Source organism: Marinobacter sp. PE14, from assembly GCF_053566155.1.
This window is the reverse complement of the sequence record NZ_JBQXNY010000002.1, coordinates 39,772-63,180: the sequence shown is the minus strand read 5'-3', so window position 1 is coordinate 63,180 and position 23,409 is coordinate 39,772. Positions and strand designations below refer to the sequence as shown.

Sequence of the window (23,409 nt, the reverse complement as noted above, 5' to 3'; positions counted from 1 at the left end):
TACTGTAAGCACGTTTCGTAACCCGGTGATGACTCCATGCGCAAGATAGATTCCTTAGCGTATTGGCAGAAGCAAGGCCCAGAGTTTTTTCGGGAGCTTTCCAGCTTTGGTGCCATGCCCGACGCGGTTATAAAAAAGCTCCTGGAAGAGGGGCGCGTGCTTAGCCTTAGTCCCGGCGACTCGCTTTACTCTGTTGGCGACCGAAGCGAGGCATTCTACATTGTGCTCAGCGGCAGAGTTGGTACCTGGATGCCAAGGAAAGATGGCGGCATGACCCTTGCCCGCTCTCACGAGCCGGGTGACGACGTGGGCTTTGTCCCCATGATTGCGTTGGCAGATCGGCCTGCCAGTACCAGAGCCGATGAAGTATCGGTTGTTCTGGAAATCAGCTGTGTCCAGTTCCTTGATTTCCACCAACAAGAACCGGATGCCTTTGGTCTGATGCTCCTGAACCTTGTTCGTGGTATGGCCAGATCCATCATTACCATGGCGAGCGTGTTGGCGGAACAGGATGAGCAATTGCATCGGATGTATTCGGCGCCGTTCTCGTATCGCTCCAGATAAGCTGGCCCGCAATATGAGTAATTTCATGGGATTTTTGAGGACGCGGATATCAGACATTTTGATCGTTTCTTTTCTTCGTAAACTGAGCTAATTTAGCTTCCTAACATTATTTTTGGGGCCACTGAACTTTTAAATGAAAACCGGTGTTCATGTCATTCACTCTCTCTACTCAACGGTAGCACTTCTAGCTGCCGGGCTGCGCCGTATTCGCCATTCCTTTCGCTGAATTCGTCGAAGAATCGTCGAATTCGGCGAGACCCTCTGAACACATCCTTTAACTTATTCTTGGCTTTCAAGCCTCAAGGAATCGGTATGTCTGAACGTCCAGCTATTTATGTGTTGGAACAGGATTTTGATCGTTTATCCGCCATGTTGGAGAAACAGTCACATGGCAATGAAGCTGCCCAGGCGCTTGCGCTCGAGCTTGATAGAGCAACTCTGGTTGATGCCGCGAATCTGCCTACCGGCACCGTCACCATGAACTCCTTGGTCCATTTTAAAAATGAAAGTAACGACGCGGAGTACACGATGAGGCTCGTTTACCCGAGTCAGCGAGAGGCAGACGAGGAATGTGTGTCCGTTCTGGCTCCAGCGGGTGCCGCCCTCCTGGGTCTTAGGGTAGGGGACCGTATTGATTGGCCATTCGCCGGCAAGAAGCAGCTTCGTCTGAAAATCATTGAAGTAACTCAAGCAAACTGAACAAGGAAAACGCATGAATCAAACAGGCACCCTTGGCGAGCTGTACGAGCAGATCGTCCTTAGAAATCCAGCGGAACCTGAGTTTCACCAAGCAGTGTTGGAGGTCCTGGAATCACTATCGCCAGTCATCGAGAAACATCCCGAGTACAAGGAAGCGAAGCTGCTTGAGCGCATTTGTGAACCCGAGCGGCAAATCATTTTCCGGGTGCCGTGGGTGGATGACTCCGGGGCAGTGCAGATCAACCGTGGATTCAGGGTTGAATTTAACTCGGCTCTTGGACCCTACAAAGGGGGCTTGCGATTTCACCCTTCCGTGAATCTGGGCGTGGTGAAGTTTCTCGGTTTCGAGCAGATATTCAAGAATTCCCTGACCGGCATGCCGATTGGCGGAGGCAAAGGTGGTTCGGACTTTGACCCCAAAGGGCGATCTGACAACGAGATCATGCGGTTTTGCCAATCCTTTATGACCGAACTTTATCGGCACATTGGTGAGTATACCGACGTGCCAGCAGGCGATATCGGCGTTGGAGCCAGGGAGCTTGGTTTCCTGTTCGGCCAATACAAACGCCTTACCAATCGGTATGAATCCGGAGTGCTGACCGGGAAGGGGCTTGGATGGGGCGGCGCCCGCGTCCGCAAGGAAGCGACGGGGTACGGGACGGTGTATTTTGTCCGTGAGATGCTGGCGGCTCAGGGTGTAGACCTTGAGGACAAAGACGTGGTGGTCTCCGGTTCCGGAAACGTTGCAATCTACGCGATGGAAAAGGTCCAGCAGTTCGGAGGCAAGGTGGTCGCCTGTTCCGATTCGAGTGGTTACGTTTATGACCCGGCCGGCATCGACGTTGCGCTGGTTCGGCAGATCAAGGAAACCGAACGTGGTCGAATCAGTGATTATGCGGCTCGTCGTCAGAATGGCAGTGATTTTGTTTCCGGAGCATCTATTTGGGAGGTGCCCTGCAAAGTGGCCCTTCCATGCGCAACACAGAACGAACTGACAAACTCAGACGCGAAAGCGTTGATTCGTAATGGCGTCCTGGCCGTCGCCGAGGGTGCCAATATGCCGTGCATGCCCGATGCAGTGAAGTTATTCCGCGAGGCTGGCATCCTGTTTGGTCCTGCAAAAGCCGCCAATGCCGGTGGCGTCGCAACCAGTGCTCTGGAAATGCAACAGAACGCCTCCCGGGATTCCTGGAGTTTTGATTACAGCGAGCAGCGCCTGAAGGACATCATGACCGAAATTCACCGCTCCTGTTTTGAAACCGCGGAAGAATACGGCCGGCCAGGAGACTATGTGTTTGGCGCAAACACAACAGGGTTCTGCCGTGTGGCTGATGCGATGTTGGCGTTTGGGGTGATTTAACACCTGCGCGCCAGCTTCTTAAGTTTTTATACTCATGTGTTCTCGCAGGAGAGAGGGCCCCTGGCCCCGCCGAAGGCGCAAACTCCCATAAACGCTCAGGCAAAGGTACTGCGAGGCACCGTTCAAAGCCGTCTGGAGAGCGACTGCCAACGCAGTCCACCGAAGGGGCAAGCAGAGCCGGGCTCTGTAAACTCTCAGGTATCAGGGACAGGGGGAGAGGCCGCAGAAACTCAGGAGTCCTCTGTGCTCATCTCTATATATATGATTGCCATTACCGCCGAGGCCATGTCGGGCGCACTCGCCGCCGGGCGGAGAAATATGGATCTCTTTGGTGTCGCCGTTATTGCGTTTTTCACTGCCTTGGGTGGCGGAACTGTCCGGGACATTCTCCTGGGTAATTTTCCTGTTACCTGGACCCAGCACCCACGCTATATCTACATGACCATCACGGGCGGACTGGTAACGATCGTGATCGCCCGCTTTATGCGCCACCTTCATCAGCTGTTTCTGGTGCTGGATGCCTTAGGCCTCGCGGCCTTCACGGTTATTGGTTGCAATGTTGCCCTTGAGCTGGGCTATGACACGGTCGTTGTTGTGATGGCCGGCATCACCACCGGCATTTTTGGCGGTATCATCCGCGACATCATGTGCAACCGGACCCCACAGGTATTGCGTCATGAACTATACGCCAGTGTTTCACTGGTGGTCGCTTTTCTGTACCTGACCCTGCTTCGTCAGGGAGTGAATGAGAGCGTGACCCTACTTGCCGCATTCAGCTTGGGTCTCCTGCTCCGTATGGCCGCCATTCGCTGGCGTTTGTCGCTGCCAGTGTTCAGCTATTCCCAGGCCCGCTGGGAGTGATGGGACCTCGGCTTCTTGTGTGCAAAAAATGGAGTAATTAGGTATGGGCGGGCTTGTAATTATCTCTCGCGAAACCCTTGTGTAATGTGCTCGGCCAGAACGTCGCTGGCGTTGTCCCGGCCCGGACGCTTTACCAGCATCACTTGATAATCTGCCAATGGTGGCAGTGATTCATGAGTAAGACGTGTGAAAGGTGGTCGAATCAATCGCTTCGGAAACGCTGTAATGGCGAGGTCCGCCATCATGGCTGCCTCCTGGCTTGCGCAGTGATCGCAGGCGTAGGCGATTCGATAGTCGATTCCAGCATTATTCAGAGCATCCAGAGCGATCTTTCGCCATGTACACCCATGTTTCGCCAGAGTGACTGGTAGTGGTGACCGTAGGACTGCATCGCCATCCTCGCGACCCACCCATACCAGAGGTTCGGTGAGAATCGCCTCACCTCGTGTTGCGGAACCGGGTTCTCCGCCCATCACGAGGGCGAGATCAAGCTCTCCCTTATCAAGTTTTGGGATTAAATCCATGCTATGGCCTACCGCAACGTCGACCTGAACAGCAGGGTATGACCTGGCAAACTGAGCCAAAACATTGGGTAGGATATGTTCTGCTACCGCGTCAGTGATTCCCACGCCTACGCGTCCTTCCAGGGTGGGGGCCAAAAATTTTGAAACGGCTTCGGCGTTGAGCTTGAGGAGGCGTCGACTGTAGCCCAAGAGCATTTCACCCTCCGCATTGAGTCGCACGGATCGCGCCTCGCGAACAAACAGCGCTTGTTCAAGCATGGCCTCCAGGCGTTTGATTTGCATGCTCAATGCCGAGGGCGTGCGGAATAGTTTTTCGGCAGCCCGGGTAAAACTGCCGCATTCAGCGATGGTTACAAAGGTTCGCAACACCTCGCTGTCGAGAAGCGGCAATGCGGCGCGATTCAAGTTCCTGCTCGACTGCCTTTCCATTGGCTCACCTTTCAATAAAAATGAACGGTCAGTCTAAAACTTTTTGTTTGATTGATCCAACTGGAAGTAGCAAGCTAACAAAAGAGGTCGCGACCCTCGCACTGAATGATCACTTGGCACGATTGCTTACTAGTTGCATGGGTAATTTTGCCAAACAGCAAAATGAAAGCGGAGGCATGCGATGAACGAAATAAACCCAATCGAAAAAGCCCTCCAGGCTTGGGAGAAAGCGAGTCAATTGGAACTACCTCCAGAGCCACCGGAGCTGATGTTTTATATGCCGGCGACACCGCCCAATAAGTTATTGAGGGCGTTAGACAGAGGGTGGTGGTTATGCAAGCGTCGATGGTTTTTCCGTCGCCACATACTGCCACTGTTGGCCCACGGCAACAAAGTAGAACGGGTTATCGGCCATAAATGTGAGGATATTCTTTGGGCCAGCCAGCTCCCGCTGACGGTCGATGCCATCGAGGCATTAAAAGCCCGAAAAGAAGCGGTTACGAGCTCATAAGGAAAGGAAAAAAGGGCTTCGAACTGACAAGCTCGAAGCCCTTCACAAGAGAGGTAGTATGAATTCAGTATCGGGGTCTGGTGTCTTTATAGCGTCCGCAGCGTTCTCGGCCATTTTTATGGGAACGATCGGTGCCATTTCGGTCTATGCGGGTGTGGGGGCCGAGGCGGTTACCTTCTATCGGCTCTTCATTGGGGCCGTTTTGGTGGCGGTTTATCTGCTGGCAACCAGGCAACACAGCAAAATCTTTATGTGGCCCGGTACGAAGGTATTGGTAACAGGTGCTTTCCTGGCCGGTTTCGTGATGTTTTACATCCTGGCGATGGATTACACCAATATGGCGAACGCCGTTATGGTGCTTTATCTGGCACCGGTGACGGCGTCCGTGGCGGCTCATTTCTTTCTCGGGGAGCGCCTCACCTCGGCCAGTGTTGGATTGGTGGGATTCGCGCTGCTGGGCTTCGCCATGATGATGGAGTTCAACTTCAACCTGAGTGGGCGGGCAGAGGAAGCTATCGGTTTGGCCTATGCGTTCTGCGCCATGGTCTGTTACTCGGCGTTTATGTTAGCCAATCGCTCCATTGATGACCGTGTTCATGTTTTCAGTCGCAGTGGTTACCAGATGCTCGCGGGTGCTTTGTGCATGTTGCCTCTGATGCTGCTGGAAGGCGAAGCCATTTCAGGGACGCAGTGGGGGTGGTTGATTGCTGCCGGTGTTCTGCCGGGTTTCCTGGCCATCCTGCTGGCCGTGGTTGCCCTGAGGTCCCTGCCCGCGGCCACGTTCGGCACCCTGGCTTATCTGGAACCCATTACCGTTGTTGCGCTTGCCTGGGTACTGTTTGACCAGAGCCTGAATAGCCTCCAGCTGGCCGGTTGCGCCCTCATCATTCTGGCGGGCATTGCGCAGGCGTTGCTGCTGAACCGGCGTCCGGCAGCTGAGACAACATCCGGAAACTGGCTTCCGGAACAGTAAATGATGCCCGCTTGCATTAATGTGGGTTACAGCGATGATGATGCTTCGATGAGCTCAGGAGGACATAGACGATGAGAACTCTGCTTCAGGTGGATTTTCCTTACGACGGCCCGTTTGGCGATGAGATGGCAAGTGCGATGGCTGAGCTTGCCGAGTCTATTGCTAGGGAGCCGGGGTTCCTCTGGAAAATATGGACAGAAAACCGCGACACCCGCGAGGCAGGCGGCGTCTATCTCTTCGAAGATGAAAGCAGTGCAAGGGCGTATCTGGAAAAGCACACGGCCCGGCTGAAGGAATTCGGTGTGCCGAAAGTGAATGGTAAAGTGTTTCAGGTGAACGAGCGGTTGTCTGCGATTGATCACGGTCCGGTTTGAATCAGGCTGGCCGGGGTACGTGGCAAGCTGCTGTGAGATCCGCCAAGGTCTCGCTACGCCTGTTTAGCAAGGCAAATCCTGCATCTGCTATTTGTTGGCAAGCGTTCCATAAAAAAGCCCACACTAGGTGGGCTTTTTAAATAATATGGCGCGCCCGATAGGATTCGAACCTATGACCTTTGCCTCCGGAGGGCACTCTTCTATGGTGTTTTAAGGAGGGGTTAATCGATTTAATTTGAGGCGGTTCAAACGGTTGCGTTTCAAGTTGCACCTTCTGGAAACCCCTTTTAATACCGATGCTTACACGATTTACGCCGAATCTGGGCACAGAGTTGTCCGGTTATGATTGTCGCAAAACTGCCAAAGTGACCGCTGCCCTTTGCCCTTGATTTAATACTCTACTCGCCCAGATAGCCCTATACAACTTACTGAATTTTGTCCGGTTGTCGTTGTCCGAAACTGGAAAAAATTCCGTTGATAAAACATCAACTATATGATGTTTCTCCACCGAAAACGGCAGCAACTGGAGCCAGATTTTGTCAAATCTGGATGGGCTTGCACTCTGTAACGTTTTGTCTGACCGATCAATGTGGGCAGCTTGCATTGTGCTTTGAAAGAAAAGAGGTCAAATCCTCAAACGGCATCGGTTTGGCAAAGAGGTAGCCCTGCAGAAGCTGGCAGTTATGCTTGCGAAGGAATGCTGAATGGGCCTCTGTTTCTACTCCTTCCGCGACGACGTCCAGCGACAAATGATGAGCCAGCGAAAGAATGCCCTGGGTTATTGCCGCATCAGTTGGGTCGATAAAGACATCATTTACAAAAGAACGGTCTATCTTGATCTTGGAGACAGGCATAATTTTCAGATAGCTTAGGCTAGAAAATCCGGTTCCAAAATCGTCAATCGCAATTCCTACCCCCAGAGCACGTAACTCGTGCAGTCGCTCCACAACCCTATGGGTATCGTAAATCACTACCGATTCGACGATCTCAAGTTCCAAAAGGTTGGGGGCTAATCCCGTCCGGCGGAGAACCTTCTTGACCAGTTCCACAAAGCCCTCCTGCCTCAATTGCACCGGTGAGACATTTACCGAGACTTTGTGATTCTGGTAGCCGATGCCGTGCAGGTGTACAGCATCGAAACAGGCTCGCCACAATACCCACTCCCCAAGCTTGATTATCTGGCCGGTATCTTCTGCAAGCGGCACAAACTGGTCTGGCGGAACCAAACCTCGGGACGGGTGATGCCAACGAACCAGAGCCTCAGAGCCAGACACACTTCCAGTCGCGCCTTCTATGATCGGCTGATAGAAAACCGCGAGTTCGCCCTCATTTTCCTCAAGAGTCCGTTGTAATTCGTTTCGCAACTCGACCCTTCTATTCGCTTTATCCGTCAAATCCGAGGCAAACCATTGGTAAGTGTTTCTTCCATGGTGTTTGGCGCGAACCATGGCAAGGTCGGCCTGAAGTACCAGTTTCACGGGATCGCTAGTCTTGCCGTCGTCCATCGCAATGCCAACACTGGCAGTCAGACGCAAAACGTGGCTTTGAATATGGTAGGGAGCGGCGATTGCTTGAAGAAGTTTTTCAACTATAGCCAGAACGTCATCAGGTTGGGCCAGATCCGGAAGTACAACAATAAACTCATCTCCGCTACATCGGGCTACTGTATCGCCGCAGCGGATCCGACTTTCAAGGCGCAAGGCGACTTCGGTAAGGACTTGATCGCCAATCTGATAGCCAAGCGTGTCGTTAATTGGTTTGAAACCGTCGAGGTCGAAAAATAATACGGCAACCTTGCGACCAGATCGCGCTGCTACTTTGCACGCCTGTTTCAGCCGATCTTCCAGCAACGATCGATTAGGAAGTCCTGTCAGAGCGTCATGATTGGCTTGGTATGCAATTTTGACCTCTGCTGCCTTCTGTTCCGAAACATCGTTAAGGATGCCGATGAAGTGGCTGACGTTGCCTTCGTTGTCTCGGATTGGGCTAACGATTAGTTCGTTCCAGAAGGGAGATCCATCTTTGCGGAAATTGCGCAAAACTCCGGAGATTTTCTGCCCGGACCGCAGTCCCTCCCGAATTCTCGCCAGGTCCTCGTTGTCGCTATTGTCAGGTACGGAACAACGGCCGAATTGTAGAAAACGGCAATTGCGCCCAAAGCACTCTTGAGCCGAGTAGCCGGTAATACGCTCGAACGCCGAATTGACGTATACCACGGGCATATCTGGTTGGCGAGCGTCTGAGATAACGATTCCATCAGAGGTGTGCTCAATGGCTCTATGTACAAAATTGAGTTGTCGATTTTGCTCGAGCTGGCCAGTTACATCTACGACAATTATCAGATCGAGTTCTTGATGGCCAACCTGAAGAGGTTGGCGTTGAACTTCCACGAAAAGCTCGGTTCCATCGTTACGTCGATGAACACCGAGAGAACAGCCTTTTCGCGCAAAAAATCCTTCTTCGTTGGCCAAAGAATTCGCCTGCTTCTCTTCAAAAACAAGCTGATCAAATGTAATTCGGCACTTGTCTATATCAGGTATACCGTAGAGCTCCCGAGCTGATCTATTTAGCGAGAGTACTTGGCCATTGGAAGAATCCACCAGGAGCATGGCGAGTGGATTACTATCGAAAGCGATTCGGTAATGCGCTTCGCTCTGAGGCTTTTGCAACAGTTTAGTGTCAGTCTCCGGACCCAGCCTGTGATCCACCAACACAAGATCGTGACGACTCGCGCGCAGTGCTTCCTCAGCACCAGAGGTGTTGTTGACGCACTCCAGTTCCAGGTGCATAACGCCCCGTTGATTGAGCAGATCTCGGGTAATCAAAAAGTCGTTTTCGCCATCTTCAACCAACAAGATACGCATTCGGATCTGGTCTTCCTTCATGGTAGTTTTGCGTCCTGTTACTTCGGTAGTTTTGGCTCAGAACTACATGTTTGGATAGTTGGGCCCACCGCCCCCTTCTGGAGTCACCCAGTTGATGTTCTGGGCAGGATCCTTGATATCGCAGGTCTTGCAGTGAACACAGTTCTGGGCGTTGATCTGGAAGCGCTTGCCGCTGCCGTCGTCTTTCTCGACCACTTCGTACACGCCGGCCGGGCAGTAGCGCTGCGCAGGCTCGTCGTACTTCGGCAGGTTGTCACGAATCGGCAGCTCCGGATCCGTCAGCTTCAGGTGTACCGGCTGGTCTTCCTCGTGGTTGGTGTTGGAGATAAACACCGAGGATAGGCGGTCAAAGGTCAGCGTGTTATCCGGCTTGGGATAGGTCACCTTCTTGCACTCGGACGCCGGCTTCAGGGTGGCGTAGTCCGGAGTGGTATCGTGGAAGGTGATCGGCATGCTGCCACGCAGGATGTTCTGCTCGAAGAAGGCGATAGCGCCGCCAACCACGTTGCCGAACTTGTGCATGGCCGGGCCGAAGTTACGCTCGGCGTAGAGTTCCTTGTACAGCCAGCTATCCTCGAAGCACTTCTGGAAGCTGGTAATTTCCTCGCCGCTCTTACCTTCCTTAAGAGCCTCGAACACCGCCTCGGCGCCCAACAGGCCGGACTTCATGGCCGTGTGGGAACCCTTGATTTTGGAGCTGTTCAGGGTGCCGGCGTCGCAACCCAGAAGCAGGCCGCCCGGGAAGCTCATTTTCGGCAGGGCATTGTAGCCGCCCTTGGCGATGGCGCGCGCACCGTAGGACACCCGCTTGCCACCTTCCAAGTGCTTTTTGATCTCCGGATGCAGCTTCAGGCGCTGAAACTCTTCAAATGGGCTCAGATGCGGGTTGCTGTAGGACAGATCGGTGATCAGGCCCACGTAAACCTGGCCGTTCTCCAGGTGATACAGGAACGAACCGCCGGTGGAGCCGGTCTCGTTGAGCGGCCAACCGGTGGTATGGACGACCAGGCCAGGCTCGTGTTTGGCTGGATCGATGTCCCACAGCTCCTTGATGCCGATGCCGTAGTGCTGGGGATCCTTGCCTTCATCCAGCTTGAAGTCGTTGATCAGGCGCTTGCCCAGGTGGCCACGGCAGCCTTCGGTAAACAGGGTGTACTTGGCGCGCAGTTCCATGCCCGGCATGTAGCCGTCTTTCTCGAAACCGTCGCGGGCCACGCCCATATCGCCGGTAATAATGCCTTTTACCTGACCGTCTTCAACGATGGTCTCGGAGGCGGCAAAGCCGGGATAAACCTCAACGCCAAGCTGCTCGGCCTGTTCGGCGAGCCAGCGGCACAGGTTGCCGAGGCTGATAATGTAGTTGCCATGGTTGTGCATGTTCTTGGGCACAAACGCATTCGGGATCTTGGTGGCGCTGTCCTGGTTCTTCAGCAGGAAAATGTCGTCCCGGGTAACGGGCGTGTTGAGCGGGGCGCCTTTCTCTTTCCAGTCCGGGAAGAGTTCGTTGAGGGCAGAGGGCTCGAATACGGTACCGGCCAGAATGTGGGCGCCGATCTCAGAACCTTTCTCTACAACGCATACGGTGAGTTCCTCGCCAGCTTCCTGTGCCAGTTGCATGACACGGCACGCTGCCGACAGGCCCGCCGGGCCGCCGCCGATCAGAACATCAAATTCCATCGATTCGCGTTTCATTACCAATGCTCTTATAAAAAAATGCCCTCAATAAAGAGGGCTAAGGGGCACAACAACGTGTGACAAGTGGAGTTAACTCAGACATTCAAACTTTTCTAGAATCCGATCCCATTCCTTAGGTCAGGATCCTGGCATACACAGTGTGTTGGTATTGCTCCTCAAAAGCTGTACCGAGTCGCGAACATAATTCGGTTAGCGTCTTCATCGGTGCCGTTAACATATTCGGAGTGCCAGTTGCTCAGCTCCACGCCCATATTGACGTTTTTCAACGGGATCCATTGATAGTTGAGTAAGATGTTTCGGTTTGTTTCGGCTTCGCCACCGGTTGCTACGCCATCAGCAAGAGCATCGTCCCAATCATTTTTTACCATGCCGGCAACAAGGTTGATGCTACTACCTCCCCCCAGGTTGAGACTGGCGCCGATGTTCCCGCCGTAGGCATTGATGTTTTCGATGCTGCCGTTCGCGACATATGCATCGTCTGCATTGGACTGGTACAAGTAACGGTTGGCACCGTTGGAATAGTTCAGGGCACCCTGAACGCTGAAAGCATCGCTAAGGAAAATTTTTCCGGTAGCGAATGCAGCAAATGCCAGAGTGGAATCGTCATTGGCACCGGTGTCATAAGTATTCTGCTTGGTCAGGGCCGCTACGGCGAAAGCGCCACTATCCGTTTTGGATTCGAATCGAGCGGTGAGGGCCGGCGAGCTATTACGAATCTCCGAGTTTGCCAGGCGGCTACGGGGATTCTCCACCGACAGGGAAAGGTTTCCAGTAGTGTAGCGAATCTGCGGCTCGCGATGCCACAGTCCGGCATTACCGGCTACGCCATTGAAATCGATGACAGGAGTCGCGCCAGCGAAGCTGGTGAAGTTAGACCATGTTTGACCAGCTAGTATGCCGTTGTATGAACCATATGCGTGTCGCAGGCGGAGGGTTCCAGCATAGAAATCGCCCTCAACATTTGCCTTCACCCCTTCAGGGTTGTTGACTAGGATACCGATGCGGCTCTGGTTGGCGGACGCGCCAAAGTGACCGTTGGAACCTGAGCTACTAATCCGAGTGAAAGAGCCTTCTTGAGCAAGGCCGGCAAGATTATCGTCAAGGTCATATGTCATGGTCAGGTTAGCGTAACCATATATGCGGGCGTCAACATCGCCAGCCTGGAGGTTGATTGCGTTTGCCTGACTGGCTAGGCCGACTGCAATTGCTGTAGTTATAAGTTGGATTGCTCTTGATTGCTTTTTGTTAGCCATAAATTGTCTCCCGCATTATTGTTGAAATACTTTTTGTATTGCATGTCCAAGACTTCAGCACGCTTTGCCTAATCTGGTGGCAAGCGACTTATTCAAGCTATCAACAGAATAAATGGGTAACAATTGCATATACGTACATAGCTGATATGCAGGTTTGTTATAGGTTGTTTCGCTCAGACAGTTTGATCTGACAGATTTTCTGAGATAGGGAACGGATAAGTAGTTCTCAAAAATGCTAGGTATCATTAAAAGGGGGCTTTGGCTTCAACTGAGCAGGTCTTACATAAATAAGCTCACATGTACTTGTCAGTATTACTGGGTTCCATTTCTTTCGTTGCAGTGATCTTGACTCTAATTCGAGAATAATTCTCGTTACTCCCCTCTGCTGGAATGAATGTGTTGAATCAAAAAAAGCGTCTCGCTTGCTAGGGGTGATGCACCCAAAAAGCTTTCGGTATTCTTACCTTTCGGCTTTTTAAAGGCCATTAAAAACAGTAAATTAGATGCTTTCCGGGGAGGTCGTATAGAGAGCTCTTGGCCTCTTAAACTACCAGGCGACAACTACCCTCAGATATGAGGCCATGGACATTTCTTTGACAAGATTCTAAGTGACTGAAAGGTCTCGAATGACATAGTGGAGGCTCATCATATCGTTTTTGTATAGCTGGTATGCCGACTCTTAAGCTTCGGTCGACATTTTTTTCTGTAACATGAGGTTTGTTTAAGAGGCTTTCTTTTATGGTGCGATGAACGCTGTCGAGGAATGTTTCTATCGTTAAATTTTTAATTTAGGCGTTCTCCAGGCCGTTATACGCAAAGGCTCATGGAGGGTGTCATACGTTGCAGAAAATAGAAGAATAGGTTTGACCATTTAAGATGAGCTCAAATCAGGTTCTTGGATGATGAAAATCATCTAAGAGATAGCTCCTGGAGCGTTCTTAAATCAAAATTTATATATTTATTTACTGTCCATCAAAAGGCAAACAGCACAGCTATTTTCTTCGATATAGTTAGTTGATTGTAGAATAAAAATGAGAAACAGCTTATGGTCCTCCCAAAACTAGGCTTTAAACAGAATCTCCTTCTGGTTGTTTTGCTCACCACCTTCGGTTTTTCATTTCTCGTGTATATGTCTATATCCGCCTTAAATAGTCAGACGGATGCCGCTGAGAGGGTTGACGTTCTTGGAGGCTGGGTAATCGGTTTAAGCAATATCAAAGCCGATATGGCAGTTTCATCCACTATCGAGGGTGACGACTGGCTAAAGAGGCTAAAGCGGCTTCATGAGAAGAAGGTTGAAGAACTGGAGGTTCTCAGGATTCAAGGGATGGAGGAGGCCGGAGATCTGGAGGTTACTATTTCTGAATGGGTTGAAGGGTACGTACAGCGAATGAACCTCTTAGCCCGAATCGGAAGTAGCAATGATGAAGGGCAGCGCGCTGCGGTTACACAAGCTTTGGATGAGCTTGTAAATAACTCTTTTTCTTTCATGCGAGAGGATCTCCGCACATTATCTGATGCGGTCTACCAACTTATTGAAAAGCGCTCGAAGGAAAGCGTGAGTCTCTATGATGAAGCCATGACGAATATGCGTAGCAATCTGGAAATCAGGGACTTCTTGGAAGAGTTTGAGCAGTATGTGGGCCCGCTTGATGAAGAAGCTCAGCAACTAGCGAGCATGATCTCGCAACACCAGTTGCTCGAAAAACAAAACGATAGAACGTTGAAGACACTGACCGCCCAAGTGGAGAGAAGCCTGGAAAGGGTATTGGGAGGGCTGGCCGATGCCCGAAAAGGCGCCGACGAAACTAGCGCTGCCGCCAGGATGACAATACTTATCACTGGAGCCTTGGTAACCGGTGTTTGCATGTTGCTCCTGTTGATCACTTGGCGTCGCTCGACACACTCCCTAAGTGCAACGTTGGATTCCTTGGAACAGATCGCTGCCGGAGATCTATCTTTGAAGATGCCCGTTCGTGACGGAGCACAGGATGAGTTCGATCGACTGGGTTCTGCCGTTAACCATCTAACGGCGGCACTTGGCAGCGTACTGAACAGTGTAAAGGGGAGTAGCGGTCAATTGCTCCATATGTCGTCTAAGCTGAACGACACAATGAAGATGCAGGTTCAGCAGAGCGAGCAAGTCGAGAGCGAAACCACCACAGTAGCAGCATCAATTGAAGAGATTAGCTATACCGTGGCTGGTATGGCAAAGGCATCCGAAGAGACAAATCAATTATCAGTAGAGGCTCTTATAGCTACTGAAAATGGTGGCCTTGTCATAACAGATGCCCTGGGCTTATTGGAGCAGCTATCCAATTTGTTTGAGAACATTCATCGTGAACTTGACCAACTTAATAGCGCCTCAACGCGAGTGGACAATGTAACTGGAATAATCAATGGACTCGCAGAGCAAACTAACCTCTTAGCGCTTAATGCCGCGATAGAGGCAGCACGAGCAGGTGAGGCTGGCAGGGGGTTCTCAGTTGTGGCTGATGAGGTACGAGCGCTTGCAGAAAAAACAGTTGCTGCAACAACAAATATTGATGCAATTATTTTGGATATGAAGCAGCAGATGCAAAAAATACTGTGCTCGATGGAGGATGGACAAAGCCAAGTTAGTGCTAGCCGTGACAGTGGAGGTAAAGCTATAGGCGAAATGGATCAGATCAGAGACCTTTTTGGTCAAGTCAGTGATCGAAATCAGCAACAAGCAGTCAGCATCGAAGAAATTGCTTCAACTGCCCAGGCAATTGCGGAAAGCATGAATGCAGTACTTAAAAATGTCTCTGAAAGTTCAGATAGAAGCAGGGGAGTTGGAAGTTACTCGAATGATGTACTTGCCCATGCAGATAACTTATTGAAGTTAACAAATGAATTTCGATGTTAATGATTTTTAGTGATTTGGCAGAATAGTGGGTGTTATGTATAAAAAGAAACTGTGTAGCTATAGTTTCTTCTACTAGGGCGAGTACGATTCCAGAGCGGCGCGGCATATCAAAAATGCCGCCCATGTTTTGCAGGTTAGCCTAAGAAGGGTGAGACCATATTCGGGCTCATCGACAGCAACTTCGCAGACGATCCATGCTAGATGCTTCAACGTGATTGCTATCTGATAACCTCAAAGGTTAGCCACGTTTCACTATTCGCCGGAACGCAAGGAAACCAGCATTACCGCAGATGTTGTTAATTGGTGCATTGCGTCTAAAAAACGATGTGCCTGTTGCCATGTCAACTGGTCAGGCAAGGAGAAAAACAGATCGCACAGAGAATCTGGGCTATTTACAGGTTGGTCAGCGATTCCAGCCCTCTAAAAAGGGCTTTAGTGCGCGCGCCCTTGGAGCTCAAGCAAAGGATCGAGTCTTCGAGTTCATCAGCCAATTTGTCAGTTAGCCCGGCATGTGCAGCCAAACGCTTGAACTTCTTGCGACTGGCGAGAGCGTCAACCGGGTTTTCAGGGTCGCCCTTTGCTGAAACGATCGTTTCCTTTAAACAGCGGCCATCGGTTGTGTAAAGGACCAGCTGGCAGCCAAAACGTTGGGGAAACTCTTTACTGAGTGCTGGCGACTCGAACACACCCACCTTGGAGCGCAAGGAATCAATATTGATATCACTCAATGAATCACCAACATAGTCGCCTAGATCAGGCTCTCCCTTAACAAAGGCAATGGCAAATGCGTGCTGAAGACTAAATCGAGCCCTGTGCGGTGTGTCAGGCCCGACGTCGTCACAAAAGTCCACCGCACTTTTATAGGTATGCACTTCTACACGGGATATATCATCAAAGGAAAGTATTGAACGATAACGGAGTGCAGCCTCAACGACTGGATGCGTGTGACGACACCCTGGCCAGGGCTTCTCACTGACCTCTTCGATTTTCCAGCGCTCGCTACATTTTTCGCCGAGCGCCTCCAAGCGAGGATTCGTTGAAGTCGCCGCCAACAAGCCAAGGCTTCCGTCAATGATCTGCCGGGGTGCGGGAAACCCTCCGCTTGCCAGATCCGCAGCCAAGACGCCACTTTGTGAAGCTCTGGCTGTAGCTAATTGTTTGCCAAACCCCTTCTCAAGCCGGCATTGCCAAAGCCCACTGGACTGCATTCCAGCCAAACCAACGGCATCAGCCATTTCTTCACTGTCGAGAGAAATCAGGCTTCCGGCAGCAACTGCGGCACCAAAAACACCGCATGTCGCTGTGCTATACCAGAATCGATAATGGTCAGGCCCTGCAGCTTCACCAACGCGAATAGCAGCTTCATAGCCTCTTACGATCGCATCAAGCAGTTCAGTAGCCGAATTCGACTCGCGCTGTGCGACTGCCAGCGCAGCCGGAATTACAGTATCACCGGGATGGACGATCGATGTTCGGTGCAAGTCGTCCATCTCAAGGATGTTACCGAAGGAGCCATTTACAAACGCCGCAGTAGAAGCCTCTCTTCTGCCTGCACCGATACAAGGTACGGAGCCTTCTGGCAGTGTTTTGGCGTATTTAATGATTGCCTGGCCTGATTCTTCTCTTGAGCCAATCAGTGCACAACCTAGCCAATCCAGCAAACGATATGTGGCCTTTTCACGAGTTAACTCATTAATATCTTGGTAAAGAGCAGAGATTAATTTTTCAGACATCACATGATCTCGTTTTTAACTGGGAATGAGCTTTGACGGTGCAAATCAGGCGGGACAGAGAAGATCGAGCAACGATCGGGCGTCCTCGACTTGCTCAAGATTGTCGACTAACGCAATCACGCGCTCAACAACATCTCTAGAAATCGCTGCAGAAGTTAACTCCAGGTTTTCCCTGAATTTCTGCAGGTGTTGGTCTCGAGTCAAAGGATTAGAAGGAGAGCCGGGCATGTCCTCGGTCGCCATAAACAATTTGCGTCCATCACGCATCAGTAACTCAACTGAAGAGGGGCCAAGAGCATTGGGGTCATCATTGGGTTCAACAATCAGATTTACCCGCTGTCCCAACTCACCAACAGTTGGATCGTCAAGAACTTCTTGGTGAAAGTCGCGAGGTCCCAATGTACCTTTCACCAAGGCGCGAGCGACACTGTATTGCAAACATAAGCGCGCATAATTGGGAGCCATGCCGGCTATCAACTTGCGACCTACCAATCTTGCAGTTAAGGGGGTTACATAAGCCCGTACGGCTTGGATGTCTCCAACACTGAATGAATACTGCTGTTTGAGCTTGATTGCTGCCTCAATAGCACCCTGTGTCGCACGACCGGTCGGAAAGGGCTTGTGCGACACTTCCTCAATTTGCCAATTATGCCCCAGAGAAGATATGACTGGGGCAATATCATATTCTCCTTCGAACAAGTTGAAAAAACCGAAACGACCTTCAAGCACATTGCGAGGAGCGACTAGCCCCCGGGCAGCAAGGTCACAGGCAGTTACGGCATTTCGAGTATTAAAGCCAATCTGAAGAGCCAACAACATGCTGCCCTCTTCATGCGACTGCATGGTCCCGCAACTCTGTCCGTAACAGGTGCCAAAAGAGTTGAGCAAAGTCTCCTTATCAAACCCAAGCAGTTTGGCTATGGCAGCTGTAGCCCCGAAGCCACCTGCGGTTCCTGGCCGAAAAAAGCGGAGTGGTGAATTGGAAGCGATACCTATCCCGCAAGAAACGTCCGTTCCCAACGCAATAGCTTCAATGAGGCGTTTTCCTGAGACGCCATCCTCACGGTCAAGAACCGCAAGAGAGGCCCCGAGAATAGAGGCCATAGGATGAACAACGGCCCCCTCGTGTACACAGTCGAACTCAGAATTGTGGATTTGAAAAGCATTGACCAATGCTGCAGTCGCGCATGGATACCGGTCACTTCGGCCAAGTACCCTGCTATCGTTATTATGTCCCCAACCGTGGATCGTTTCGCTCAGCTCATCTGCCCATTGGCCATGCATGCCCGAAACCCCTACGCCAAGTGCATCAAGCAGGAATACCTTGACGGCAGATATGGCTTGAGGAGATAGATCTTCGTATGAACGGCTAACCACATGATCCGTAAAGGAGGCTATCGCATCCATAGCTGTTTTCCTCGCAATGTCTTGTACTTTGATTGAAGTTAATCACAGCAAGACATTGCCCGCCTATACCGTTTCGGCATAGCTGATACACATTCACATCATTGAAACCTAATAGTCGCAGGAATAATGTTAAAGCTCAGCATAAATACTTACCAAAAAAATGAGGCATCATAAAATGAACAATAAACTGTCAGCCATAACTAAATCATTAATCCTCTGCGGTTTGATTGGATCCTCTAGCCTTCAGGCAACTCAGCTTTCTGAGCAAAGCTTGAATTATGTAGGTACATTCAGAAGTCTCGCATTGTTTCAAAATTTTGAAGGTCCTTTCTGGGAGCAAGAAGTCACTCAAGCATCAGGGGGGAAAATTCGCACTCAGGTAACCACTTTCGCAGAGATGGGCCTTGGTGGTAGCGAAGTATTGAAACTCCTTTCCAGGGGGCTCTTCGATGTAGGCTCTACTGTTGCGGGTTATTCTGTCGAAAGCGCGCCTGAGTTAGAAGGGCTGGACATGCCCATGATTGCCCCCCTCGTTGATAAGGCAAGGGACGTCAGCAATAGCTATCGTCCCATCATGGCGGAAGCTATTTCCAAACACTATGACGGTGCAAAACTTCTTTCTGTTGTCCCCTACGGCCCTCAGATGGTGTTCTGCAATGCTCCAATAGCCAAGCTAGATGATCTCAGTGGCAAAAAGATTCGAGCCAGTGGTCGGACCACAGGTGAGTTCCTTGAAGCCCTAGGTGCTCAGGCTGTTACGTTGAGCTTTAATGAAGTTCCAGGTGCACTTCAGAGAGGCGTAATTGACTGCGCGGTGACGGCTCCTCTTTCTGGTTACAACGGCGGCTGGTACGAAGTAACGACTCACCTTTATCCACTTGCAGTTGGTGGCTGGGACCACGTAGTGACTGTCATGAACGGTAAGAAATGGAGTTCTCTGGACTCAGATACTCAGGCATGGCTGGAAGCAGAAACTCTAAAGTATGAAAGCAGAGTATGGGATGCCGCACAGGCCGACTTTGAGGAAGGCGTTAACTGCCTTACTGGACAAGGCATCTGCAAACGTGGTGACTCAGCATCAATGACCCTAGTCGCTACAAGTGATTCTGATGTGGCCTATGCCGCAAGTCGACTGGAAGAACAAGTAATTCCTGCTTGGGCAAACCGAGTCAGTAGCGAATCCGTTGATCAATGGAATAGTACTATCGGAGCAACCACAGGATTGACTGCACAGAAATCTGCCGACTAGTACAAAAAAACGGCCCCATGCTTCACAACTTGGGAATACGTGGGGCCTGTTTAACTTGAGAGTTAATGAACAGTGAAAGATCTTAAATGATTATTTAAGGGTTTGGCTGAATGTACGCTTTAAAAATATTAAGAAGTACTTAGTCGAAATATTAATCAGGTAAAAGCAATGCTTAAAAATATAGCCAAAGTGCTTGATGTGACTATCGATCAAGCTAATAAATTAACACGCTGGATTGCAAGGCTGGGTGGAGTTGTTCTTCTTGCAGCAGTCGTAATGATCGTTATTGAGGTTTTGTTTCGGAAGATTGCTGATATTTCTGTTTTCCCAGCTACCGAGATGTCAGGTTACTTTATGGCTATTATTGCAAGCTGGTCTTTCTCTTATGCAATGCTTGAAAAGGCGCACATAAGAATTGATGTTTTTTACGAAAAAGCCTGCAATAAAATACGGAATCTTCTGGATTTGCTTTCCATTTGTAGCCTTGTGTTCATTAGCATTTTTGCAGCTGATGCTGTCATTAGCGTTGTCTTGGACACGTACAGGTCAAATGCTCACTCGAACTCGCCATTAATGGCACCTCTATGGATACCTCAGCTGCTATGGATGTTTGGTTTCGTTTGGTTCACCTTCTCCGTTTCTTTGCTTCTCCTCCGTGCCCTTGTAGCTTTGCTGGAGCTAGATCAGAGAAGGTTTAGCCACCTGCTCTCCAGCCCGTCGGTAGACGATCATATCAACGAGGTTACACGGGACTAATATCATGATTATTGCATCAATACTGACGCTGCTGGTGTTGCTTTTTTTAAGCGTACCGGTCGCTGCCACACTGATTATACTTGCACTTACAATTGACAGCTTTTTTTCACCTTTCCCGCTCTACTTGGCTTTCGGGGATGTTCTCTGGTCGGCATCTGACAGCTTTCTATTAATTGCCATTCCACTTTTTGTCCTTTTGGGCGAATTGCTGGTCCGTTCCGGCGTCGCGAAAAACACATATATGGCGCTAGAATCTTGGCTCTCTTGGCTTCCTGGCGGTCTGCTCCACGCGAATATTGGTACGGCAACCCTTTTTTCGGCAACTTCAGGCTCCAGTGTTGCGACCTCGGCCACTGTTGGCACTGTCGCCCTGCCGCAAGCCAAACTGCTTGGTTATGATAGTCGACTGTTCACCGGCTCAATCGCTGCTGGCGGTACTCTGGGAATCATGATTCCCCCTTCTATCAACTTGATCGTCTATGGCTTCATCACCGAAACCTCAATTCCTAAGCTGTTTGCCGGTAGCCTGATCCCCGGGCTAATACTGGCTCTTATTTTCGTGATTGGTACGGCCATCATCTGTTCAATGCGCCCTTCATTGGGCGGACCCAAGCGTCGTCATACCTGGTCGGATCGAATCAAAGGGTTGATCGAGCTGTTCCCGGTCCTGTCGCTTTTTCTCATCGTAGTAGGGTCCATTTATGCTGGCTGGGCGACCCCAACCGAAGCAGCGGCTGTTGGCGTTGCCGGCGCACTGGGTTTAGCCGCATTTTTCCGCTCACTGAGCATCAAGATGTTGCTTGAAGCCCTTGAAGGCACTATGAAGACCACAGGCATGATAATGCTTATCATCGTCGCGTCCTACTTCCTCAACTTCGTATTGGCCTCTTCCGGCGTCACGCGTGAAATTTCCAGTTTTATCACTACGAGCGGAATGGAGCCATTCACCACACTCTTGCTGATAATCGCTCTATATGTTGTCTTAGGCTTTTTCCTCGAAACGCTCTCTTTGATGGTGATTACGTTGCCAATGGTAGCGCCAGTAATTATATCTCTGGGCTATGACCCCATCTGGTTTGGTGTTCTGGTTATTCTGCTAATTGAAATGGCGCTCATTACTCCACCTGTCGGCCTTAATCTTTATGTTGTACAAGGCGTTCGTAAAGAAGGCTCGCTGAATGACGTCATGATTGGTGCAGCTCCCTACGTTCTTATGATGATTATCATGGGAATTCTGCTGATTGCATTCCCCGATATAGCCCTGTTCCTCCCAAGAGTTCTGGAGTAAATGCTTTCAAGCATGCTCAGAGGTGGCTTTGGCCTCTGAGCATGTATTTAAACGAACATAAAACAGCGCTGCCATTGGCTCAACCATACAGATATTTCGACTCTTGACTTAATCTACAAAAAGCCTCGCGGGTGGTGATGATGGCTATAGCCATTTTAATAAAGGCCATAACGACCGCTCTGATAATTATCTCCGTTGCCAAGGGAGTCGAGCGTCTAGGCCCACGTTTTGGCGGGATCCTGGCTGGCGCGCCGGTTATTATCGGTCCAGCATACTTTTTTTTGGTCACGGAGCATGATGTCGATTTCGTTATAGACGCCGCCTTATCGTCCATGAATGCTATGTCAGCTACTTTGGTGTTCTCAGCGCTTTATAAGCTGTTACCACGCCAACAACCGCTATGGTTAGCGTTGCTTCTATCATCACTGGCCTGGTTAGCATCGGTACTACTATTACAACACCATATTAAATCCACTTTTTTCGCAACCATTACTTTTATAGCGACTTTTTTACTGGTAAAGAGTATTTCACGCCACACCCAAGCGACACCGAACGGACAAAATAAAGGTAGCACTTTCGATATTGTGTACAGAGCTATTGCCGCTGGCGTCCTTGTTGGTATCGGGGCAGGCCTTGCTCATCATACAGGTCCGGCTTTATCGGGCGCTATCGTTGGCTACCCTATAGGACTGACAACGATCGTGATAACGCTCCACCATCGACACGGTCCAGATGTGCCCAAAGCCACGATGGTCTCTGCACAAACAGGTATTACAAGTATTTTCGCCTTTCTTCTGACGCTTGTTTATTTAGCTGCCTCATTACCTCTTCTGAGTGCCTTTCTTCTGGCTATACTTGCAGCATTATTGACTACTTCTAGTTTCCTGCTGTTCGAGTTTTTTGCTTCTCCAAGCCTTTCACCGTCCCAAATGAAAATGACCGGAGATGACGATGCATTTTGACTTCCGGGATCTTGAACTGTTCGTGAGCATTGCGGAATCTGAAAGTCTGACCAAGGGCGCCAAGCGCAACAATATTTCTTTGACCGCTGCAAGTACGCGCCTCAAAGGCTTGGAGGAGCAGCTATGCTGCAGGCTTTTTTACAGAGAGACTCGTGGCGTTAGACTAACCCCCTCCGGAGCCCGCCTACTCAAACACGCGCGATCAATCCTCCAGGGAGTAGCTGCCGCCAAGGCCGATTTTTCGGCGCTTGAAAATGACCAACTGGGCCATCTCCGTGTCTTGGCCAACACAACGGCTATTACTGAAATTCTGCCAGGCGTGCTTGCCGACTTCCTTGCGCAGAGACCTGGTGTCACTATTGATCTTCAGGAAGCCATGAACCGAGACATCATCAGGACAGTTTGTGAAGGCTCGGCGGATCTTGGCATAGTGTCTGACCAAATCACGGGTTCTGGCCTTGAGGTTATTCCATTTGCAACAGACAATCTGGTTCTCGTGACGGCCCAGACGAACCCGCTCAGCTTAGCCTCGAAGATTAGTTTTTTTGACACCTTGTCTGAGCCCCATATCTGCCTGCAAGAAACTAGCAGTCTCTTTACATTTCTACAGACTGTAACCCTAGAGACCGGGGAAGTCTTCAAACCAAGAGTTCAAGTTTTCGGGTTCGAATCCGTATGCAGGCTGGTCGAGTCCGGTGTTGGTGTAGGCGTGGTTCCCGAGTCGTGTGCGCTGCGGTATAAAGAGACAATGGAACTTCAAATCATAAGTCTTTCCGAGACTTGGGCAAGGCGCAGACGATGTTTGATCTTCAAGGATCGCGATGCTATGCCTCGATGCGGTCATGCACTCATCGACGCAATCCTTGAAAGGTATGCCGAGCAATAACATTGCATCAACCTCTCGTAATAGTTGTTTTCCTTAATTAGTTCCTTTCAATAATTAAATATCAGCTATTCACTTCCATAGCTTCTTATTTTCGGAAGGCCCGGTTCTCA

Annotated in this window: 19 protein-coding genes and 2 riboswitches; of the genes, 13 read left to right on the top strand and 6 right to left on the bottom strand. The window is 50.5% G+C overall.

Annotation, left to right across the window (positions count from 1 at the left end; translation table 11 throughout):
- Positions 1–36 precede the first annotated feature (36 nt).
- From ACWJ62_RS06185 to ACWJ62_RS06170, 4 genes are all read left to right on the top strand, one after another.
- Positions 37–564 (top strand): cyclic nucleotide-binding domain-containing protein, encoded by a 528-nt coding sequence (locus ACWJ62_RS06185; protein ID WP_148610001.1) that lies wholly within the window; start codon positions 37–39, stop codon positions 562–564.
- A gap of 312 nt (positions 565–876) precedes the next feature.
- On the top strand, positions 877–1,263 hold the full coding sequence (rnk, locus tag ACWJ62_RS06180; protein ID WP_148610002.1) for a nucleoside diphosphate kinase regulator: 387 nt from the start codon (positions 877–879) through the stop codon (positions 1,261–1,263).
- Positions 1,264–1,276: 13 nt separating this feature from the next.
- Entirely contained in the window at positions 1,277–2,623 is a 1,347-nt protein-coding gene (gene gdhA, locus ACWJ62_RS06175) for an NADP-specific glutamate dehydrogenase (protein ID WP_148610003.1), read from the top strand.
- A 35-nt stretch (positions 2,624–2,658) separates the two neighbouring features.
- Positions 2,659–2,744, top strand: a riboswitch (glycine riboswitch).
- Position 2,745: 1 nt separating this feature from the next.
- Positions 2,746–2,844, top strand: a riboswitch (glycine riboswitch).
- A 22-nt stretch (positions 2,845–2,866) separates the two neighbouring features.
- A complete protein-coding gene (locus ACWJ62_RS06170) occupies positions 2,867–3,484 on the top strand; it encodes a trimeric intracellular cation channel family protein (protein WP_148610004.1) in 618 nt (205 codons plus the stop codon).
- A gap of 59 nt (positions 3,485–3,543) precedes the next feature.
- On the opposite strand, the gene ACWJ62_RS06165 is transcribed toward ACWJ62_RS06170, so the two are convergent.
- Positions 3,544–4,437 (bottom strand): LysR family transcriptional regulator, encoded by an 894-nt coding sequence (locus ACWJ62_RS06165; protein WP_148610005.1) that lies wholly within the window; start codon positions 4,435–4,437, stop codon positions 3,544–3,546.
- Positions 4,438–4,618: 181 nt separating this feature from the next.
- Between ACWJ62_RS06165 and ACWJ62_RS06160 the strand changes: the two genes are divergently transcribed.
- From ACWJ62_RS06160 to ACWJ62_RS06150, 3 genes are all read left to right on the top strand, one after another.
- Positions 4,619–4,948 (top strand): hypothetical protein, encoded by a 330-nt coding sequence (locus tag ACWJ62_RS06160; RefSeq protein WP_148610006.1) that lies wholly within the window; start codon positions 4,619–4,621, stop codon positions 4,946–4,948.
- Between the two features lie 58 nt (positions 4,949–5,006).
- Positions 5,007–5,921 (top strand): DMT family transporter, encoded by a 915-nt coding sequence (locus ACWJ62_RS06155; RefSeq protein ID WP_148610007.1) that lies wholly within the window; start codon positions 5,007–5,009, stop codon positions 5,919–5,921.
- A gap of 71 nt (positions 5,922–5,992) precedes the next feature.
- Positions 5,993–6,295, top strand: a complete 303-nt coding sequence (locus ACWJ62_RS06150) for a monooxygenase (protein WP_148610008.1) — start codon at positions 5,993–5,995, stop codon at positions 6,293–6,295.
- A 584-nt stretch (positions 6,296–6,879) separates the two neighbouring features.
- Here the strand turns inward: ACWJ62_RS06150 and ACWJ62_RS06145 are convergent.
- The 3 genes from ACWJ62_RS06145 to ACWJ62_RS06135 all read right to left on the bottom strand — a co-directional run bounded on the left by ACWJ62_RS06145 (position 6,880) and on the right by ACWJ62_RS06135 (position 12,128).
- On the bottom strand, positions 6,880–9,180 hold the full coding sequence (locus ACWJ62_RS06145) for an EAL domain-containing protein (protein ID WP_449285413.1): 2,301 nt from the start codon (positions 9,178–9,180) through the stop codon (positions 6,880–6,882).
- Between the two features lie 42 nt (positions 9,181–9,222).
- A complete protein-coding gene (locus ACWJ62_RS06140; RefSeq protein WP_449285412.1) occupies positions 9,223–10,872 on the bottom strand; it encodes an electron transfer flavoprotein-ubiquinone oxidoreductase in 1,650 nt (549 codons plus the stop codon).
- 158 nt (positions 10,873–11,030) lie between these two features.
- Positions 11,031–12,128: a DcaP family trimeric outer membrane transporter gene (locus ACWJ62_RS06135; RefSeq protein ID WP_449285411.1), complete on the bottom strand. Its 1,098-nt coding sequence runs from the start codon at positions 12,126–12,128 to the stop codon at positions 11,031–11,033.
- A gap of 1,045 nt (positions 12,129–13,173) precedes the next feature.
- Here ACWJ62_RS06135 and ACWJ62_RS06130 point away from each other — a divergent pair.
- Positions 13,174–15,018, top strand: a complete 1,845-nt coding sequence (locus ACWJ62_RS06130) for a methyl-accepting chemotaxis protein (RefSeq protein WP_449285410.1) — start codon at positions 13,174–13,176, stop codon at positions 15,016–15,018.
- 392 nt (positions 15,019–15,410) lie between these two features.
- On the opposite strand, the gene ACWJ62_RS06125 is transcribed toward ACWJ62_RS06130, so the two are convergent.
- Both ACWJ62_RS06125 and ACWJ62_RS06120 read right to left on the bottom strand, forming a co-directional pair.
- The gene (locus ACWJ62_RS06125) at positions 15,411–16,751 is read right to left on the bottom strand and encodes an MmgE/PrpD family protein (protein WP_449285409.1); all 1,341 of its coding nucleotides are present in this window, start codon (positions 16,749–16,751) and stop codon (positions 15,411–15,413) included.
- A 45-nt stretch (positions 16,752–16,796) separates the two neighbouring features.
- A complete protein-coding gene (locus tag ACWJ62_RS06120) occupies positions 16,797–18,158 on the bottom strand; it encodes an MmgE/PrpD family protein (protein ID WP_449285408.1) in 1,362 nt (453 codons plus the stop codon).
- A gap of 175 nt (positions 18,159–18,333) precedes the next feature.
- On the opposite strand from ACWJ62_RS06120, the gene ACWJ62_RS06115 reads away from it, so the two are divergent.
- From ACWJ62_RS06115 to ACWJ62_RS06095, 5 genes are all read left to right on the top strand, one after another.
- Positions 18,334–19,407, top strand: a complete 1,074-nt coding sequence (locus ACWJ62_RS06115) for a TRAP transporter substrate-binding protein (protein WP_449285407.1) — start codon at positions 18,334–18,336, stop codon at positions 19,405–19,407.
- Positions 19,408–19,575: 168 nt separating this feature from the next.
- Positions 19,576–20,163, top strand: coding sequence for a TRAP transporter small permease subunit (locus tag ACWJ62_RS06110; protein WP_449285406.1), 588 nt, complete (start codon positions 19,576–19,578; stop codon positions 20,161–20,163).
- A 4-nt stretch (positions 20,164–20,167) separates the two neighbouring features.
- Positions 20,168–21,451 (top strand): TRAP transporter large permease, encoded by a 1,284-nt coding sequence (locus ACWJ62_RS06105; protein ID WP_449285405.1) that lies wholly within the window; start codon positions 20,168–20,170, stop codon positions 21,449–21,451.
- Between the two features lie 140 nt (positions 21,452–21,591).
- Positions 21,592–22,413 carry a hypothetical protein gene (locus ACWJ62_RS06100; RefSeq protein WP_449285404.1) on the top strand — a complete coding sequence of 274 codons (822 nt, stop codon included), beginning with the start codon at positions 21,592–21,594 and terminating at the stop codon, positions 22,411–22,413.
- Positions 22,403–23,299, top strand: coding sequence for a LysR substrate-binding domain-containing protein (locus tag ACWJ62_RS06095; RefSeq protein WP_449285403.1), 897 nt, complete (start codon positions 22,403–22,405; stop codon positions 23,297–23,299). Before ACWJ62_RS06100 ends, ACWJ62_RS06095 begins: the two co-directional genes overlap by 11 nt.
- Positions 23,300–23,409: the final 110 nt, after the last annotated feature.